Below are 18,521 nucleotides of genomic sequence, written 5' to 3'. Positions count from 1 at the left end.
GCTGATCGATGTTTGCTCAGTTCTTCATCCGAAGGCCCATCTTTGCGACGGTGATTTCGTTGATCATCGTCATCGCGGGCATCGTGGCGGCGCGCGCGCTGCCGATTTCGCAGTATCCGGCGATCACACCGCCAACCGTGCAGATCATCGCCTCCTACCCGGGCGCATCGGCCGAAACGCTCGCGCGCACCGTGGCGGCGCCGATTGAGGAGCAGCTCAACGGGGTCGAGGGGCTCGTCTACTACACGTCGAGTGCAAGTTCGAGCGGTTCGCTGACGATCACCGCGACCTTCGAGGTCGGCACCAACCCGGACTACGCCACGATCAACACCAACAACAAGGTCAATGCAGTGCTGCCGCGTCTGCCCGACGACGTACGCCGCAACGGCGTGATCGTGCAGAAGAGCTCGACCGAGATCCTGTTGGTCGCTTCGCTGGTGTCGCCCGACAAGTCACGTGACGCGCTGTTCCTGTCGAACTATGCGTCGCTGAACATTGTTGATGAGCTCAAGCGCACGCCAGGTGTCGGCAGCGTCACGATCTTCGGCGCGCAGGACTATTCGATGCGCGTGTGGCTCAAGCCGGATCGCATGGCGCAACTGGGTGTCACCACTGCTGATATCGCCGCCGCACTTGCTGCGCAGAACGCGCAGTACTCGGCGGGCAAGATCGGTGCTGCACCCGCGGTGCCCGGCCAGCAACTGGCCTACACGGTCACTGCGCGCGGCCGTCTGCTTGAACCCGCGCAATTCGGCAACATCATCCTGCGCGCCGGTGGGCCTGACGGCTACCTGCGCCTGAAGGACGTCGCGCGGGTGGAGCTTGCCGCGCAGAACTACGACGCCTTTACGACGCTCGACGGCAATCCGTCGATCGGTATGGCGATCTTCCTGCAGACCGGCGCCAACGCGCTGGATGTGGGCAATGCCGTGAAGGCCAGGATGTCGGAGTTCGAGAAGACGCTGCCCAAGGGCGTCGCGTACATGATTCCGTACGACACCACGGTGTTCGTGCAGGCATCGATTCACGAAGTCGTGATGACCTTGCTTGAAGCGAGCTTGCTGGTGATCGTGGTGGTCTTCGTGTTCCTGCAGAGCTGGCGCGCGACGCTGATTCCGATGCTGGCGGTACCGGTATCGCTGATCGGTGCCTTTGCCGGCTTGTGGATCTTCAACTTCTCGATCAACACGCTGACCTTGTTCGCGATGGTGCTGGCGATCGGCATCGTCGTGGACGATGCGATCGTGGTGCTGGAGAACGTTGAGCGTTTGATGATCGAGAAGGGGCTCTCGCCCCGCGAGGCAGCGGCGGAAGCGATGCGCGAGGTGGCCAGCGCGGTCGTCGCGATCGTGCTGGTGCTGTGTTCGGTGTTCGTGCCGGTGGCCTTCCTCGGCGGCATCGCGGGCCAGCTCTACAAGCAGTTTGCGGTCACCGTTGCGGTGTCGGTCGTCATCTCGGGCCTGGTCGCGCTGACCCTCACGCCTGCGCTGTGCGCACTGCTGCTCAAGCCCATGCATGAGGAAACGCGTGGTTTCTTCGCCGGCTTCAACCACTTCTTCGCACGCTTCACGCGTAGCTACACCGACACCGTGTCGTTCACCCTGCGGCATCGTGTGGCATCGGTGGCTGGTTATCTCGCGGTGATCGTGATCGCCGGGCTGCTGCTCGCCCGTATCCCCGGCAGTTTCGTGCCGCCGGAGGATCAGGGCTATGTGTTCGGTTCGGTGATCCTGCCCGATGGCGCGTCGCTTGAACGCACAGCAAAGACCGGCGAGGCCCTGCGCCAGACGCTGCAAAAGCACCCGGCGGTTGAGCATGTGTTTGTCGTGAACGGTTTCGACCTGATCGGCGGCGGCAACAAGAGCAATACCGCGACCGTGTTCGTGCGCCTGAAGCCTTGGGACGACCGTACTGCAACGTCCGACGACATCGTCAAGACCGTGTTCGGCGCCGGCATGATGCAGAAGGACGGCATGGCCATCGCCTTCAACCCACCGGCGATCCGTGGCCTCGGCGCGGCGGGGGGCTTCGAGGCCTACGTGCAGAGCCGCGGGTCCGACGATCCGAAGCGGCTGCAGGAAGTGATGGGGGCTTTCGTCGAGGCGCTCAAGCAGAACAAGCAGCTTACCGGCATCAACACCTTCTTCCGCCCGACTTCGCCGCAACTGCATGTGGAAGTGGATGAAGACAAAGCGCTCGCACTGGGCGTGCCGGTGGGGGACGTGTTTGTCGCGCTGCAGAGCACGATCGGCACCTACTACGTGAACGACTTCAACAAGTTCGGTCGTACCTACCGGGTACAGATGCAGGCCGATGCGCCTTACCGCATGAAGCCGGAAGACGTGGGCCGCGCCTGGGTGCGTGCGAGCAACGGCAACATGATTCCGCTCTCAGCCCTGACGCGCACCACGCGGATGACTGGCGCTGAGACGCTCGATCGCTTCAACGGCTACCTCGCCGCCAAGGTGCTCGGCAACGGCGCGCCCGGCGTGAGTTCGGGCGAAGCGATTCGCATCGTCGAGGCCACTGCGGCCAAGGTGCTGCCAGAGGGCTACCAGCTTGCCTGGACCGGGCAGGCCTATCAGGAGAAGCGTACCGGCTCGACGTCGATCGCGGCCTTCGCCTTCGGCCTGATCATGGTCTTCCTGATTCTCGCTGCGCAGTTCGAGCGCTGGTCGTTGCCGCTCGGCGTGGTGATGGCGATTCCGTTCGCGATGCTTGGTGCGCTGGTCGCAATTCTGGTGCGCGGCTTCCCGAACGACATCTACTTCCAGATTGGTCTCGTCGTACTGGTGGGCCTCGCGGCGAAGAACGCGATTCTGATCGTCGAGTTTGCCTCGCAGCAGATGGAGGCCGGCATGAACGCCATCGATGCCGCACTCGAAGCGGCCCGGCTGCGTTTCCGGCCGATCGTGATGACCTCGCTCGCCTTCGTGCTCGGCATGGTGCCGCTTGTCTTCGCTACCGGCGCGGGCGCGGCGGCACGCCGTTCGATGGGGACCGGCGTGTTCGGCGGCATGATCGCAGCCACCTTCATCGCCACGCTGTTCGTACCGCTTTTCTTCATCTGGCTGACTGCCCGCCACAAGGTGGTCGCCCGCAATGCCGGAGACAACGCATGAGCGCCCGGATGACCTTGATTGCAGCGGCGCTGTTGAGCCTGACTGGCTGCGCCGTCGGCCCTGACTACCAACGTCCGCAGGCTGTGCTGCCGGAGCAGTTCGCAAGCGTGCCAGCGGGTGCCGCCAACGACGCAGTCACGCTGGCCGATGGCTGGTGGCAGGCGTTTGGTGACGCGGAGCTCAATGGATTGGTCGAGCGCGCGTTGAAGGATTCCGCCGATATCCGGATTGCGCTCGCGCGCATCGAGCAGACCGACGCCGTGATGCAACAGGCGGGTGCGGCATTCTTTCCGGAGATCGACCTCAACGGAAACGCTTCGCGTATCTCGCCCAGCCGCGCCACCTGGACTGCCAACAAACTGACTCCGCGGCCGTATAACGACTTCAAGCTCAACGGTCTGATGGTGGCGTACGAGCTCGATTTCTGGGGCAAGTTTCGCCGTGCTCGTGAAGCGGCGATTGCCCAAGCCAGCGGCAGCCGGCTCTATCGCGACACCGTGCGGCTCACGCTTGCCGGCAGCGTCACCAGTGGCTACGTCAGCCTGCGCAGCCTCGATACCCAACTTGCTAGCAGCCGCGCCAGCCTGAAGACCCGCGAAGCGGCCGTCGCCATTGCGCAGCACCGCTACGAGGCCGGCAAGGTCTCGGCGCTGGACGTGCAACAGGCAGAAAGCGCACGCGCTGCGCTGGAAGCTCAGGTGTCGGTGCTGACGCAGCAGCGTGAGTTGCAGTTGCACCAGTTGGCGCTGCTGGTCGGCGCGCCAGAGCTCGAAATCGCGCCGCGCGACGACCTGCGCACCTTGCCAATGCCGCCCGTGCCACCGGCCGGCCTTCCGGCTGATCTCCTCGACCGGCGGCCGGACGTGCGTCAGGCAGAGCAATCCTTGATCTCGTACAACGCCCAGATCGGGGTCGCCAAGGCGGCGCTCTTTCCGAGCATTTCGCTGACCGGCTTCTTCGGCGGCGAGAGCGCGGACCTCTCCAACCTGTTCAAGTCGAGCGCGAGCCTGTGGACCGCCACGGCAATCGTCAACCTGCCGGTGTTCGATGCTGGCTACCGCCTGGGTAAGCTGGATCAGGCGACCGCAGTGCAGAAAGAGGCCCTGGAGCAGTACCGCAAAACCGCCCAGACGGCCTACCGCGAAGTGCTCGACGCGCTCGTGGGTCTGCGTCAGACTGCTGTCACCGAACAGGCGCGTGAAGCCCAGATGAAGGCCGCCGCGAACGCTGAACGAATCTCACGCGCCCGTTACGGGGCCGGGTCCGCCGCGTTCCTTGAATTGCTGGATGCCCAGCGCTCGAGCAACGATGCGCAGATCGCCTTCATCCAGGCTCGCGAAGCGCGGTTGAACGCTTCAGTTGCCTTCTTCAAGGCGCTTGGCGGCGGGTGGGGGACCGGTACTGGCCCAGTGGCACAACGCTAAATTGTTGGGCTGGGCGCCGCGAGCGGGAAGGGGCCGACCGCGGCGCGAGCGCCCGATACGGCGATCGCGGGGCGCCACGCCAGGGCTCAAGGGCGCTGGCGTTCTTTCCGTTAACCCGCGCATGCGAGGGGCTGCCGCTTGCGGCCTCTGAAGAGTCTGGGGTTTTCATGCAGCGACCCGCCACACCGCCCGACGAGGCGCAGCGACTTCAAGCGCTGCGAGATTTGTTGGTACTTGATACCGAGCCAGAGGAACGCTTCGATTCGATCACGGCTTTCTGCGCTACGGCCTTTCGTGTGCCGATTGCACTGGTCAGCCTGATTGACGCGGACCGCCAGTGGTTCAAGTCCAGGCAGGGCTTGGATGCGTGTGAAACCGGGCGGGACATTTCATTCTGTGGCCACGCGATCCTCCAGGATGATCCGCTCGTCGTGCCCGATGCGCTGGAAGACCCTCGGTTTGCCGACAATCCCCTGGTAACCGGGGAGCCTAAGATCCGCTTCTACGCCGGGATGCCGTTACGTTTGAGCTCAGGCTTTCGCGTCGGGACGCTGTGTCTGATCGACCGTAAGCCGCGCCGCCTCGAGCCCGAGGATCTTGTCCTCTTTCGCGATCTCGCGCGTTTGGTTGTTCGCGAGCTTGAAGCTCAGCCGGGCGAGCGCGCCTGACGCGCTGCGGCCGCAGTCCGCCTTGGCCCGCGTGGGGGGCCGTAAAGCAACTCATTGTGGCGAGCAGCCCGTATCGGGCTTACTCGGTGCTGTGGTCTTTTGCGCGGGTGAGATAGCCCTTCCCAACGGCTTCGTCGATGACACCGCGAGCGTAGTCCCAGAGGCGGGACGAGCCGTTCGCGATGACGTGGTTACGCGCGAGCACCTTGTCGGCCGTTACACCATTCGCCTGCCACGCGCGACCCTGGGTGTGCAGGTTGTGCAGCATTGGCATCAGGCGATCGAGCGCATTGGCGAAACGAGCGTCAATCGTTTCTGCAGCCTCGAACTCGTCCCACAGCGCGCGCAATTGGGCGCCCGTGTCCTGCGGTAGCAGGCCAAATAGCCGATCGGCAGCAGCGCGTTCTCGGGCCTCCTTGTCCGCGTGCGCTGCGGTGTCGTAGGCGAACGTATCGCCTGCGTCGATCTCCACGATGTCGTGCAGCATCAGCATCATCGCCGCACGGGTGGCATCGACCGGCGCGTTGGCGTGCTCGGCCAGCACGAGCGCCATCATCGCGACATGCCAGCTGTGCTCCGCCGAGTTCTCTCGGCGTTCTTCGTTTAGCAGCCAGCTTTGCCGCAACACGCTCTTGAGCCGATCGATCTCGAGGATGAAGCGGATCTGGGCGTCCAGGCGTTGTTCGGGGTTCATGTTCGCATCCAATGAAAAAGGGCGCCCGGAGGCGCCCTCAATACTACAAAGGAACTCTGAATCAGCGCAGCGCGGCGGCCAGCGCGTCAGCTTCGAGGCCGACGATCAGGTGCATGGCGCCACCCTCGACCGGCATCGTGGCCTGCACGCCGGCGTTCTTCAGCGCAGCAGCATCCACCTTGCCTGCATCGGCGAGCTCGACGCGCAGGCGCGTCGCAGCCAGCGCTTCGAGCGCCTTCACGTTTGCTGCACCGCCAAGGGCTGCGCGGATCTTCTCGGCACGAGCCTTCTGCTGGGCGTTGGCACCAGCCGGCGCTGCGGCGGCGGTGGCGACGGTTGCGACCGGAGCAGCAAGATCAGCGTCGGCGCCGGTGGACTTCAGGTAGTCCTCCATGTCGCCCTTCATGTTTTCAGACAGCGGGCCAAAGATGGCCTGGATGCCGTTGCCGACAACCACGACGCCCGATGCACCGAGCGCCTTCAGGCGGGCCTGATCGACACGCGACGGGTCGGCCACGGCGATACGCAGACGGGTGATGCAAGCGTCCAGGCTCTTGATGTTGGCACGGCCGCCGAAAGCGATCACGAGGTCACGCGCCTTGCCGCCCTTGCCTTCGCCCATGGCTTGCGTGGCACCTTCTTCGGCGGCGTCTTCACGACCCGGCGTCTTCAGGTTGAACTTGACGATGACGAAGCGGAACACCGAGTAGTAGATCGCGGCGTAGATCGGGCCGAGGATGAAGACGTACCACGCACCCTGCGACTTGTTGCCGATCAGGTTGAACATCAGGAAGTCGATGCCGCCCTGCGAGAAGGTGAAGCCCATGTGCATGCTGAGCGTGTTCGCAACGAACTGGCACGAAGCGGCGAGCAGCGCGTGGATGAAGTACAGCACCGGTGCAACGAACAGGAAGGCGAACTCGATCGGCTCGGTGATACCGGTCAGGAACGAGGTCAGTGCGGCCGAAACCATCATGCCGCCCACGGCCAGCTTGTTTTCCGGCTTGGCGGTATGCCAGATCGCGATTGCGGCAGCCGGCAGACCGAACATCTTGAAGAAGAAGGCGCCAGCCAGCACGCCTGCGGTCGGGTCACCCGCGAAGAAGCGGTTGATGTCGCCGCTCACCATCTTGCCGGTGCTCGGGTCGAGGAAGCTGCCCATTTCGAAGAAGAACGGCACGTTCCAGATGTGGTGCAGGCCGAACGGGATCAGCAGACGCTCAACGAAACCATAGACCGTTGCGGCAGTACGCGGATCGCTGACGGCGGCCCAGTGCGAGAAGGTCTTGATGGCGCCACCAATCGGGGGCCATACAAAGGAGAGCAAGGCGCCCAAGGCAATCGCGGCAATCGCGGTGACGATTGGCACGAAGCGCTTGCCGGCGAAGAAGCCGAGGTAAGCCGGCAGTGCGATGCGGAAGTAGCGGTTGAACATATATGCCGCCAGGCCGCCGGCGAGGATGCCGCCGAACACGCCTGTCTGGATCGAGGGCAGGCCCATGATCGTATCCGGCTTGATGCCCATGAGGCCCGCCATGACGCCCAGCGTGACGGTCATGACGAGGTAGCCGATGGTGGCGGCAATCGCTGCAACGCCGTCGTTCTCGGTAAAGCCCAATGCGACGCCGATGGCGAAGATCAACGGCAGGTTGCCGAAGATGACGTCGCCCGCATTCTTCATCAGCGACAGGATCGCGAGGAAGACGGTGTTGGTGGTGTGGAAATCGGTCGCACCGAGACCGAGCAGCAGGCCCGCCACAGGCAGGACGGCCACAGGCAGCATCAGCGCTTTGCCGATTTTCTGCAGGCCAGCGAAGGCATTTGCAAACATGGTTTTATGACTCCTCAAGGGGACTTGGTTTAATCAGCAAACTTGGCAAGCCGGGCACGCACTTCTGCGGCCGTACCCAGCGACAACACTTCCTGCGCGAGCGCCTGGCATTCGGCCATCGTCACGCGCGCCACGGTGGCCTTGACCGCTGCGATGGCGGGGACCGACGCGGAGAGTTCTTCAACACCGAGGCCGATCAGCACCGGGACGGCCATCGGATCCGATGCCATGCCGCCGCACACGCCGACCCACTTGCCGTGCTTCTTCGCGCCTTCGCAGGTCAGCGCGATCATGCGCAGCACTGAGGGGTGCAGGCCGTCGGCCTTCTTCGCGAGCTTCGGATGGCCGCGGTCCATCGCCAGCGTGTACTGGGTCAGGTCGTTGGTGCCGATCGAGAAGAAGTCGGCTTCGCGGGCGAACTGCTCAGCCATCACGGCGGCCGACGGCACTTCGATCATCACGCCGACCTTCACGTTGGTATGGCCGGTGGCCGCTTGCTCCTCGGCGAGGATGGCTTTGGCTTCGCGCAGTTCTTCGAGCGTCGCGATCATCGGGAACATGATGTGCAACTGTGCAAGCGGGGCCGTACGCAGGATCGCGCGAAGCTGGGTGCGGAACATGTCCGGGCGCTCAAGGCTCACACGCACACCGCGCAGGCCGAGGAAGGGGTTCTCCTCCTTCGGCAGCGGCAGGTAGGGCAGGGGCTTGTCGCCGCCGACGTCGAGCGTACGCACCACCAGCGGTCGCTCGGTGCCGAGTGCTTCCGCGACCGCCATGTAGGCGGCGGCTTGTTCTTCTTCGTCCGGCGCGGTGTCGCGGTCGTCGAAGAGGAATTCCGAGCGCAACAGACCCACGCCTTCCGCGCCATTCGCCACACCTTCCTGCGCGTCCTTCGCGTTGCGCACGTTAGCGACGACTTCGATGCGCACGCCGTCGGCGGTATGGGCCGCCTTGTGCGCAGCGGCTTGCTCGGCCTCGCGCTTGGCGGCCTGGCGGGCCATGCGATCCTGCGCATCGGCGAGCTGAGCTTCCGTCGGGTTCTTGCGCAGCGTGCCACGCGAACCGTCCAGCACGACCTGCGTGCCATCAGCCAGCGCCAGCACTGCTTCGTCGATGCCGCAGACAGCCGGGATGCCCAGCGAGCGGGCGAGGATCGCGACGTGGCTTGTAGCGCCGCCCGTGGTAGTGCAGAACCCCAGTACCTTGCTGCGGTCGAGTTGTGCGGTGTCGGAGGGTGTCAGTTCCTCGGCAATCAGGATCGAGCCAGCGGGGACATCAATCTTCGCTTGGGTGACGCCTGCCAGCGTGGCCAGCACGCGGCGACCCACATCGCGGATATCGTTGGCGCGCTCGCGCAGCAGCGCGTTGTCGAGTTTCTCGAGTTGCGCGGCGTAGCGGGTGAAGGCCTCGCGCCAGGCAAAGCCGGCGCTCTTGCCTGCGGACACGCCTTCGATGGCCAGGTCGACCAGCTCCGGGTCTTCCAGCAATTCAATGTGCGCGTCCATGATCTGCGCCTTGGACGGATCGCTGAGGTTCGCCTTGAGCGCCTCGATAGCGGTGCGACCTTCGTGCAGCGCGGCGTCCAGACGGGCGCGCTCGCGTTGCGGCGATTCACCCTTCTCGGCCACGTCGATGACCTGCTGGCGGTATTGCACGATGCGGCCAACGGCAAGGCCGGGCGAGGCGGATACGCCGCCGATTTCGTCGGCATCGGTCGGCATCGCGCGCGTCGGCGCGGCAACTTCTGGCGCGGTGGCTGCCGGCGCGTCGCCAGCCTTCTCGCCACAACCTTCCGATATCAGTTTGGCCACCGCAGCCGCGGCGTCGCGTGCATCCGGGCCGGTGGCCCTGACGACGATCTGGTCGCCCTGCTGGGTCGATAGCCCCATGATCGCGACGACCGATTTGGCGTTCGCTTCATCGCTGCCGCGAGCGATGCGGACGTCGGACTTGAACTTCTTCGCCTCCGCAGCGAGCACCGCCGCCGGGCGCGCATGCAGGCCGGACGGGTTCGGCAGGCTGACCGGGCCAGCGGTCTCTGTGCTGCCGCCGACGGCTGCCGCGCTGCTTGCCGCGCCGATCAATTCAACACTCAGCACCACATCGCGACCGGCTTCCACTGCACCGCTCTTGGCGTGCATTGCGGCGACCTTGTCGCCATTGGCGATGATGATCTGTGTCAGCAGGCTGGCGGCCTTGCGCGCCACCAGATCCGGGTTAAAGCGGATCAGGGGTTGGCCGACGGTCACGGTGTCACCCTGTTTGACCTTGGGCGTAAAGCCTTCGCCCTTGAGCATGACCGTGTCGATGCCAATGTGCACCAGCACTTCCAGGCCTTCCGGCGTGGTGATCGTCAGCGCATGGTGGGCGCTATGCAGATTGGTCACGGTGCCGGCGACCGGGGACAGCAATTCCGGACTGGTCGGGTCGAGCGAGATGCCGTCGCCCACCATCTTCTGCGCGAAGACCGGGTCCGGCACCTTGTCGAGCGGGAACAGGATGCCGGAGAGCGGGGCGACGATATCGATCGCACCGGCGCCGACAGAAGGCGTTGCACCCGCGAGATCGAGCGTCAGCACTTCGGTCTTGCCTGCTTCGGCCTTGCCGGTGGCGGGCTTCATACGCGCCACGAGATCGCCATTGGCAATCACCATCTGCGTCAGCAGACTGCGCGCCTTGCGGCCGACGAGATCGGCGTCGAAACGGATCAGCAACTGGCCCGCGGCGACCTGATCGCCTTCGCGAACCTTAGGCGAAAAGCCTTCGCCTTTCAGCATCACGGTGTCGAGGCCGATGTGCAGCAGCACCTCGATGCCTTCAGCCGAGCGGATCGTCAGCGCATGGCCGGCGGCGTGCAACTGCGTGATCGTGCCGGCCACCGGCGCGAGCAATTCGTTGGAAGTGGGGTCGATCGAAATCCCGTCGCCCACCATCTTCTGGGCAAAAACAGGGTCCGGCACGCTTTCGATCGGAACAATCAAGCCCGACAACGGGGCGACTAGCTGCAACCTGGGTGCGTTTGCACGCATTGATGTCTCCTGGCGGAATTATCTGGACTGGTCCGGCGCGACTCCCCATCGCATCGAACTAGGGGTAAACCCCAACATAGGGTTTACCCTAGTGCGCAATTACGATCAAGGACTTGAGTTACATCATAGGAAGCGCTTATGGGGTTCTGCCCACAAAGCTTGTCGGCGGTTGACGAAATCGGTATGGACCGCGCGAAGTCGCGCTCGCCGCTTGCTTCTTGTGGCGATTGAGGGGGGGCGATGGATTTTTGTGCTGCGCGTGCGAGATGGCTGCCGCTGTAAGCGAGCGACTTGTACTCAGCGGTGCTTGGTTGCGAGGCGGCGGAGTGCGACCGTGCGGTGGAACGCGGCGGGGCGGCGGGCCGGCCGCGGCGAATGCGTGAGATGCGGAGGCAGAAAAAGAAAAACCCGCCGATTGGCGGGTTTTTCATCGAGGCAAACCAGGTCAGCTCAAATTACTTGAGCTTGGTTTCCTTGTAGAGCACGTGCTTCCGGGCCTTCGGGTCATATTTCATGAACTCGAGCTTACCGGGAGTGGTGCGCTTGTTTTTGTTCGTGGTGTAGAAATGGCCGGTGCCCGCAGTGGACTCCAGCTTGATCTTTTCGCGACCGCCTTTGGCCATGATGTTCTCCTAGTGAGGGCGGGATCAGACTTCGCCGCGAGCGCGAAGCTCGGCGAGGACGACCTCGATGCCCTTCTTGTCGATCGTGCGCAGACCCGCGTTGGACACACGCAGACGGACGAAGCGGTTCTCGCTCTCAACCCAGAAACGGCGCGACTGCAGGTTGGGCAGGAAGCGACGCTTGGTCTTGTTGTTTGCGTGCGAGACGTTGTTGCCCACCATGGGGCCTTTACCGGTAACTTGACAGACGCGGGACATGAAACGCTCCGATGAACCTGTTTGCTCGAAACCCACGATTCTATCCAGAAATAGGGTGACGAATCAAGCTCTTTCGGTGGATAGATCGGGTGGCGCGGTGTGGAAAGATCCAAAGAGCATGTGTTGGCTCAGAGAAGGCCTCGCTCGGCGAAGGAGAGGGGGCGCGCGTTGCCGGCCACGATGAAGTGATCCAGCACGCGTACGTCGACCAGCGCCAATGCCTGCTTCAGGCTGCTGGTCAATAGCTCATCGGCGCGACTCGGTTCGCTGCAGCCGGACGGGTGATTGTGCGCAAAGATCGCCGCCGCGGCGTTACGTGCGAGCGCGAGCTTCACCACTTCGCGGGGGTAGACGCTGGTCTGGTCGAGCGTGCCGCGAAACAGCTCTTCGGCATGGATCAAGCGATTCTGCGCGTCGAGCAGGATCACCATGAAGACCTCGTAGGGCAGGGCGGCAAGCTTCAGGCGCAGCCAATCGCGCACCGCGCCGGGCGAACTGAGCAGATCGCGCTCGCGCATTTCTTCACCCAGCGCGCGACGCGCCATCTCGATCACTGCCTGCAACTGCGCGAACTTTGCGCTGCCCATGCCGGGCACGGCGGCGAAGTCGTCGACCGGCGCCGCGAACAGGCGTGTCAGGCTGCCAAAGCGGGCGATCAGGTCGCGGGCGAGGTCAACGGCGCTCTTTCCCTTGATGCCGACACGCAGGAAGATCGCCAGTAGTTCAGCGTCGGACAGCACCGCCGCACCGTGCGCCAGCAGGCGCTCGCGTGGGCGTTCGTCTTCGGGCCAGTCGGTGATAGCCATGTCGTGTCCTTGCAGCGGGGCGGTAGAATCGGGCCTCCATCGTGCCGCGTAATCTGGAATTCATGTCATGAGCATTTTCACGGGCAAGCGCATCGTGCTGGGGGTTGCGGGCGGCATAGCGGCCTACAAGGCGGCCGATCTCGCGCGGCAATTGGGCAAGGCCGGTGCGGATGTGCACTGTGTGCTGACCGAGGGCGGCGCCCACTTCGTGACGCCGGTCACTTTCCAGGCGCTGACCGGCAACTCTGCATGGACCGATGCATGGGATTCCCGCCAGAGCCGCAACATGGCGCATATCGACCTCACTCGCGGGGCTGATCTGCTCCTGGTGGCGCCCGCCACCGCCGATGTGATGGCGAAGTTCGCGCACGGCCTGGCGGACGACCTGCTGACCACCCTGGTGCTGGCACGCGAGTGCCCGCTTGCGGTATGCCCCGCCATGAACCGGCAGATGTGGGAGAACCCGGCGACTCAGCGCAACCTCGCCCAACTGCGCGCGGATGGTGTGGCGGTTTTCGGCCCGGCTTCCGGCGAGCAGGCCTGCGGCGAAGTGGGCATGGGCCGAATGCTGGAGCCACTTGAGATCGTCGCCGAGGTGGCCGCCTTCTTCACGCCCAAGCGGCTGGCCGGCAAGCGTGTGCTGATCACCGCAGGGCCGACGTTCGAACCGATCGACCCGGTGCGCGGCATTACCAACATCAGCTCCGGCAAGATGGGCTTTGCGCTGGCTCGTGCGTGCGCGGATGCCGGCGCCGAAGCGACGCTGGTGGCCGGCCCGGTTGCACAGGCGACGCCGCGTGGCGTGACCCGGATCGATGTGCAGACCGCCTTGCAGATGCGCGATGCCGTGATGCGCAACGTGCTGGCCGCCAATGTTTTCATCGGCGTTGCAGCGGTGGCTGACTACAGGCCAGCGACAGCGGCCGATCACAAAATGAAAAAGGCCGGTGGCGACGGCTTGACGATCGAACTGGTGCAGAACCCGGACATCCTCGCCGAAGTGGCGTCGCTACCCAATCCGCCGTTCTGCGTGGGCTTTGCGGCCGAGAGCCAGAATCTCGACGAGTATGCGGCGACCAAACGCGCCAAGAAGCGTGTGCCACTCCTGGTCGGCAATCTGGTGCAAGACGGCATGGGCGGCGACGATAACCGTGTGGTGTTGTTCGACGATTCGGGCCGCCATGAGGTCCCGCACGGCCCCAAGGACGCCGTCGCTGAAGCCATTGTTGAGCACCTGGCCGGCATGCTGGCTTGACCCGAACCATTACGACCCCGACTCTGGAGCCCGACCCATGCACCACATCGACGTGAAACTGCTCGACCCGCGCCTCAAGGAGAGCCCGCCGCACTACGCCACCCACGGCTCTGCTGGGCTTGACCTGCGTGCCTGCCTGGATGCGCCGGTCACGCTGGAGCCGGGTGCGACCTTCCTGGTCCCGACCGGCATGGCGATCCATCTGGCCGATCCGGGCCTCGCTGCGATGATCCTGCCGCGTTCGGGGCTCGGGCATAAGCACGGCATCGTGCTGGGCAACCTGGTCGGGCTGATCGATTCGGACTATCAAGGCCAGATCTTTGTGTCGGTCTGGAATCGCGGCAACAAGACCTTTGTCATCGAGCCGATGGAGCGCATCGCGCAGCTGGTGGTCGTGCCGGTGCTGCAAGTGGGCTTCAACGTGGTTGAAGAGTTTGATGTGTCGCATCGCGGCGAAGGCGGTTTCGGCAGCACTGGCCGGGCCTGACGGGGCGCGGGTGGTGCGAGTTCGGCTGCGCGTTGTCTGCGCGCTGCTTGTCGCAGGCCTGTTGCCGGATGCGGTGTTTGCGGCCGATGAGTCGATCAGCGTCGTGTTTCGCAACAAGCCGCCGTACAGCTACGTTGAAAACGGCGTTCAGAAGGGCTTTCTTCTAGCGCGTGCGCAGCAGTTGTTTGCTGCCGCCGGCTTGCGCGCCCGTTTTGAAGAGATGCCGCCCGCGCGCATGTGGGCGGAGTTGCGTGCAAATGCCGCGCCGCTGTGTTCCTTCGGCTGGTACCGGCTGCCTGAGCGTGAGGCCTTCGCGCGCTTCTCGCTGCCGATTCATACCGACCGACCTCAGGTCGTCTTGACGCGGGCCGACATGGCGCCGCGCTTGCGCCGGCACACGAGCTTTGCCGCCTTGCTGCAGGCGGGGGATCAGCGCTTTGGCGTGGTCGACGCGGTGTCCTACGGCCCTGAACTGGATCGTTTGATTGCTGGCGCACGTGTGCCGGTATCCAGGGTGCTGGACGCGCCCGTGCGCGCGATCTGGATGCTTGCTGCGGGGCGTTTCGACTTCATGATCGTCGATCAGGACGATCTTGATTTCTACCTTGCGAACACGCCGGACCTGAAGAATCAGAAGCTTGAGCGGGTGGATTTTCCGGATATGCCGCCCGGCATGACGCGGCATATCCTGTGCAGCCGCCAGGTGCCGGAGGCCTGGATGCAACGCCTTGACGATGCGATTCGCAAACAGGCCGAGACGCCCCGCAAGCGCTAGCTGTGCACCTGGAGCGCGCGTGTCGACTTACGCCCGGCGCGTGGCGCCGAATAAGGCGGCGTAGTCCGCTTCCGGCACGACGCTGACCTCGATGCTGGGGGTGTGCTCGCCGCCGCCGACAATCACGCCGCGCAGCGGTGTCACGTCGCCGAAATCCCGCCCCCAGCCTAGCGTGATATGGCCGATACCCGCCTGCACGCCATTCGTTGGGTCAAATTCCACCCAACCTGCGTTGGGGCACCACACTGCGATCCAAGCGTGACTCGCGTCTGCACCGACCAGGCGCGGGGAGCCGGGCGGAGGGGTGGTCAGCAGGTAGCCGCTCATGTAGCGCGCGGCAAGACCGAGGGACCGCAGCGCGGAGAGCATCAGATGCGCGAAGTCCTGGCACACCCCGCGGCGCTGGCGCAGGACTTCCATGACGGGCGTCGCGACGTGGGTGGCTTCCGGATCGAACGCGAATTCCGCATGAATGCGGTCATTGAGTGCCCGCACGCCGTCGAGGAGCGATTTGCCCGGCGCAAACGAACGGGCGGCCCATTCGGCCAGGTCGCGTTTGACGCGCACATGGCGCGACTCAAAGAGGAAGCGTGCTGCGTCGCGCTCGCCCGCATCCGGGCGGTGGCCCGCGCGGAAGACCATGCGGTCGCGCACCGACTCCCAATTCGGCGATTCGCCAGCCGCTGGCCGTTCGCTAAGCTCGACCCAGCTCCGCGCATGCACATCCAGGCCGTGATGCTGGAGTGCGATGGCCAGCGTTTCGATCGGGTTGCCAAATGCGTCGAGCCCCGTCAGCCGTTCGGACGGCGCCGGGTCTGCGTCGAGTTCATGCGAGATCACGCGTTGCCATGGCAGGCCGCGCGGCGTCAGATGCAACACATGGCGCCCGAGCGCGACCGGCCGGCCGTAGTCGTAGCGTGTGAGGTGCGAGACGAAGTAGCGAGCCACTGCGTCAGCACCGCTTTCTGGGACAGCGCTCACGCCGCCTCCGCACTGCGCAGCGCCTGCTCGGCGTGGCTGAAGAAGCGCAGCGAGAGCTCGTCCGATAAGCCCCAGGCCGCACGCTGTGCGCGCGCCGCAAAGGCGGCGAGCGCGTCGAGTTGCGGGCTACCCGGCGCGGCTTCGCCGAGCAGCGCGAGGTTGTGATAGCGCGTGGGGTCGAAACGCCGCAGGGTTTCCAGGAGCGGTGCGGGGTCGTTCTCGAAGCGCACGCCGAAATCACGCCCGAGGCGGCTGAGGTAGCGCGCGAGCACGTCGAGCTGGAAGCCCAGCGCATGGGGGTTGTCGCGGTCGAAGACGATCAGGTCCAGCACCGGCAGCATTTCCGGTTGGCGCTGGTAGCGACTGCGGTAGGTGACGATGCTGTTGGTGGCCTCCAGCAGCCACTCGAGCCCGTCGGCATGCTGTCGGGCGTCGCCTTGCAGGTAATGGCTGATCAATCCGCCGAGGCTGGCGAGGCGTTCGATACGGCGCCCCAGCAGCAGGAAACGCCAGCCGGCGTCGCGCACCATGTCGTCCATTGCAAAGCCCGCGAACGATACGCACAGCAACATTGCGTGATCGAGCGCTTCCGCCGCGCCCGCGATGCCCGGCGCGGCGTGTTCCAGCACTTGCGGCAGGCGGTTGAGCGCGTGCCAGTTGTCCGCCGATAGCCGTTCCCGAATCTGGCTGCCGGCGCGCTGCAGGCGCCGCGCATTGGCGTGCAGGCTGCCCACCGCTTGGGTGTCGAGGATGGCATCGAGCCATGCATCGTCGGGTGGCAGATCGGGTGCAGTGCCCTCGTCGTCGGGCTCGCTAAGCAGGCCTTGCGCACGCGCAACGGCGGCGAGCGACGGCAGGCCGCTCAGCGCGTCCGCGTCGCCATCCGACAGGCGGTTGATGGCCGCGCGCAGCAGGCGTACCTGCGCCTCACAACGTTCCGCGTAGCGACCAAGCCAGAACAGGTTTTCCGCGATGCGGGAGGGAATCACCGCTTCGGCGCGCAGCAGCTCGGGCGGGGTGATCGGGGCGCTTGCCAGGGGTTCGCGCGCTACCGGCGCATTGCTGAGTACCCAGATGTCCTTGCTGGCGCCGCCTCGCTGCATCGTCACGACGTCGTCGCCCGCTTCGGGCGCGACACGTGCGAGGCCACCAGGCATGACGCGGTAGCCATCCGGGGTTGCCAGCGCGAAGACCCGCAGGCCGACCGAGCGTGGCGCCACCCGACCGTCGGCCTGCAAGGACGGCGCTTGAGACAGCCTTACCCATTCCTGCGCGAGGAAGGCGTGAGGCGTTGCGCGCAGGCGTTCGGCAAGCGCGGCGCGGCCGGCCGAATCAAGCCGGTGGCCGAATACCGGCTCGGGGCTCATGCCGGGGAATGCCGGTTTGATGACGAGTTCGTCCAGATGCTCCAGTACATGGGCGAGCGCGGGCGCCTCCCCGCACCACCAGGTGGCGACGGAGGGCAGGCGCATGGTTTCGCCGAGCAGGCGCTCGCAAATGCCGGGCAGAAAGCCGTGGATGCCGGTTGTTTCCAGCACGCCACTGCCAAGCCCGTTGGCGACCAGCACGTTGCCAGCACGCACCGCGGCGAGAAGGCCGGGTACGCCGAGCGCGGAATCCGCCCGCAGTTCCGCCGGGTCGCAGTAGTCGTCGTCGAGCCGGCGAAGGATTGCGTGCACCGGTTGCAGGCCCTGCAGCGTCTTCATGTAGACGCGGTCTTGCCGCACTGTCAGGTCCTGCCCCTCGACCAGCGCGAAGCCAAGGTGGCGGGCGAGCAGCGAATGCTCGAAGTAGGTTTCGTTCCAGGGGCCGGGTGTCAGCAGCACGATGCGCGGCGTTTCGCCCGCTGCGACCGGTGCGATCTGGCTGATCGCGTCGCGCAAGCTGCGCAGAAAGTCCGCCAGGTGGGCGACATGGGCGCTGCGGAAGAGATCGAGCTGGCCGCGTGCCACAAGGCGACGGTTCTGCATCGCGTAACCCACACCGGATGGGCCTTGCGTGCGGTCATGCACCACCCACCAGCGGCCATCTTCCGAGCGCGCCAGATCGGCTGCGTACAGATGCAACCAACGCCCGCCGACCGGTGTGATGCCCTGACAGGGCCACAGATAACCGGGGTGGCCGAAGGCAAGCGCCGGCGGCAGCAGGCCTTCGCTGATCAATTCCTGCGGGCCATAGAGGTCGGCGAGGATGCGGTCGAACAGTTGAGCGCGCTGCGCGATGCCGAGCGAGATCGTCTGCCAGTCGTCGGCGCTGATCACCAGCGGAATCGGGTCAAGCGACCAGGGGCGGTCCGCGCCTTGCGGATCGGCATAGACGTTGTAGGTCACGCCGTCGAGTTCGACCATGCGTCGAAGCGCGTCGGCCTGTCGCGACAGCGCCTTGCCGCCGCCTGCGTTCAGCGCGGCGACGAGCGCCTGCCATGCCGCGCGCGGGCGACCGTCCGCCTCGAATGCTTCGTCGAAGTGGCGGGGCGGGCAGCGGTAATGGGCGAAGGGTGCAGCAGGCATCAGTCAGCTAATGGGCACGGCGAGCCGGCGCTAGGCCGACGGGTGAGGGCAGGTTACC

Annotated in this window: 14 protein-coding genes; 6 read left to right on the top strand and 8 right to left on the bottom strand. The window is 65.1% G+C overall.

Annotated features, from left to right (window positions below):
- The first annotated feature begins 8 nt into the window (after positions 1 to 8).
- From JY500_RS14080 to JY500_RS14070, 3 genes are all read left to right on the top strand, one after another.
- Positions 9 to 3,122, top strand: a complete 3,114-nt coding sequence (locus JY500_RS14080; RefSeq protein WP_206253350.1) for an efflux RND transporter permease subunit — start codon at positions 9 to 11, stop codon at positions 3,120 to 3,122.
- Entirely contained in the window at positions 3,119 to 4,546 is a 1,428-nt protein-coding gene (locus JY500_RS14075) for an efflux transporter outer membrane subunit (protein ID WP_206253345.1), read from the top strand. The genes JY500_RS14080 and JY500_RS14075 overlap by 4 nt, the downstream gene beginning before the upstream one ends.
- 167 nt (positions 4,547 to 4,713) lie before the next feature.
- Positions 4,714 to 5,214, top strand: coding sequence for a GAF domain-containing protein (locus tag JY500_RS14070; protein WP_172198363.1), 501 nt, complete (start codon positions 4,714 to 4,716; stop codon positions 5,212 to 5,214).
- Positions 5,215 to 5,293: 79 nt separating this feature from the next.
- Here the strand turns inward: JY500_RS14070 and JY500_RS14065 are convergent, their stop codons facing one another.
- From JY500_RS14065 to radC, 6 genes are all read right to left on the bottom strand, one after another.
- A complete protein-coding gene (locus JY500_RS14065; protein WP_206253343.1) occupies positions 5,294 to 5,908 on the bottom strand; it encodes an HD domain-containing protein in 615 nt (204 codons plus the stop codon).
- Between the two features lie 61 nt (positions 5,909 to 5,969).
- Positions 5,970 to 7,739, bottom strand: a complete 1,770-nt coding sequence (gene ptsG, locus JY500_RS14060; protein ID WP_206253337.1) for a PTS glucose transporter subunit IIBC — start codon at positions 7,737 to 7,739, stop codon at positions 5,970 to 5,972.
- 29 nt (positions 7,740 to 7,768) lie between these two features.
- Positions 7,769 to 10,768, bottom strand: coding sequence for a phosphoenolpyruvate--protein phosphotransferase (ptsP, locus tag JY500_RS14055; protein ID WP_246479633.1), 3,000 nt, complete (start codon positions 10,766 to 10,768; stop codon positions 7,769 to 7,771).
- A 455-nt stretch (positions 10,769 to 11,223) separates the two neighbouring features.
- Positions 11,224 to 11,391: a 50S ribosomal protein L33 gene (gene rpmG / locus JY500_RS14050; protein ID WP_172198374.1), complete on the bottom strand. Its 168-nt coding sequence runs from the start codon at positions 11,389 to 11,391 to the stop codon at positions 11,224 to 11,226.
- Between the two features lie 24 nt (positions 11,392 to 11,415).
- A complete protein-coding gene (gene rpmB / locus JY500_RS14045) occupies positions 11,416 to 11,649 on the bottom strand; it encodes a 50S ribosomal protein L28 (protein WP_172198377.1) in 234 nt (77 codons plus the stop codon).
- A 128-nt stretch (positions 11,650 to 11,777) separates the two neighbouring features.
- A complete protein-coding gene (gene radC, locus JY500_RS14040; protein ID WP_172198380.1) occupies positions 11,778 to 12,455 on the bottom strand; it encodes a RadC family protein in 678 nt (225 codons plus the stop codon).
- 67 nt (positions 12,456 to 12,522) lie between these two features.
- Here radC and coaBC point away from each other — a divergent pair, with 67 nt between their 5' ends.
- The 3 genes from coaBC to JY500_RS14025 are packed head-to-tail and all read left to right on the top strand — an operon-like array spanning position 12,523 to position 14,972.
- The gene (coaBC, locus tag JY500_RS14035; RefSeq protein WP_206253335.1) at positions 12,523 to 13,710 is read left to right on the top strand and encodes a bifunctional phosphopantothenoylcysteine decarboxylase/phosphopantothenate--cysteine ligase CoaBC; all 1,188 of its coding nucleotides are present in this window, start codon (positions 12,523 to 12,525) and stop codon (positions 13,708 to 13,710) included.
- Positions 13,711 to 13,747: 37 nt separating this feature from the next.
- Positions 13,748 to 14,197, top strand: coding sequence for a dUTP diphosphatase (dut, locus tag JY500_RS14030; RefSeq protein WP_172198387.1), 450 nt, complete (start codon positions 13,748 to 13,750; stop codon positions 14,195 to 14,197).
- A complete protein-coding gene (locus JY500_RS14025) occupies positions 14,148 to 14,972 on the top strand; it encodes a substrate-binding periplasmic protein (protein WP_206253329.1) in 825 nt (274 codons plus the stop codon). Before dut ends, JY500_RS14025 begins: the two co-directional genes overlap by 50 nt.
- A gap of 27 nt (positions 14,973 to 14,999) precedes the next feature.
- On the opposite strand, the gene JY500_RS14020 is transcribed toward JY500_RS14025, so the two are convergent.
- Positions 15,000 to 15,953, bottom strand: coding sequence for a transglutaminase family protein (locus tag JY500_RS14020; protein WP_206253327.1), 954 nt, complete (start codon positions 15,951 to 15,953; stop codon positions 15,000 to 15,002).
- Entirely contained in the window at positions 15,950 to 18,463 is a 2,514-nt protein-coding gene (locus JY500_RS14015) for a circularly permuted type 2 ATP-grasp protein (protein WP_206253321.1), read from the bottom strand. Before JY500_RS14015 ends, JY500_RS14020 begins: the two co-directional genes overlap by 4 nt.
- Between the last annotated feature and the right edge of the window lie 58 nt (positions 18,464 to 18,521).

The sequence above is a fragment of the Niveibacterium microcysteis genome, from assembly GCF_017161445.1.
Classification (GTDB): domain Bacteria; phylum Pseudomonadota; class Gammaproteobacteria; order Burkholderiales; family Rhodocyclaceae; genus Niveibacterium; species Niveibacterium microcysteis.
This window is presented reverse-complemented; position numbering and strand designations above follow the sequence as displayed.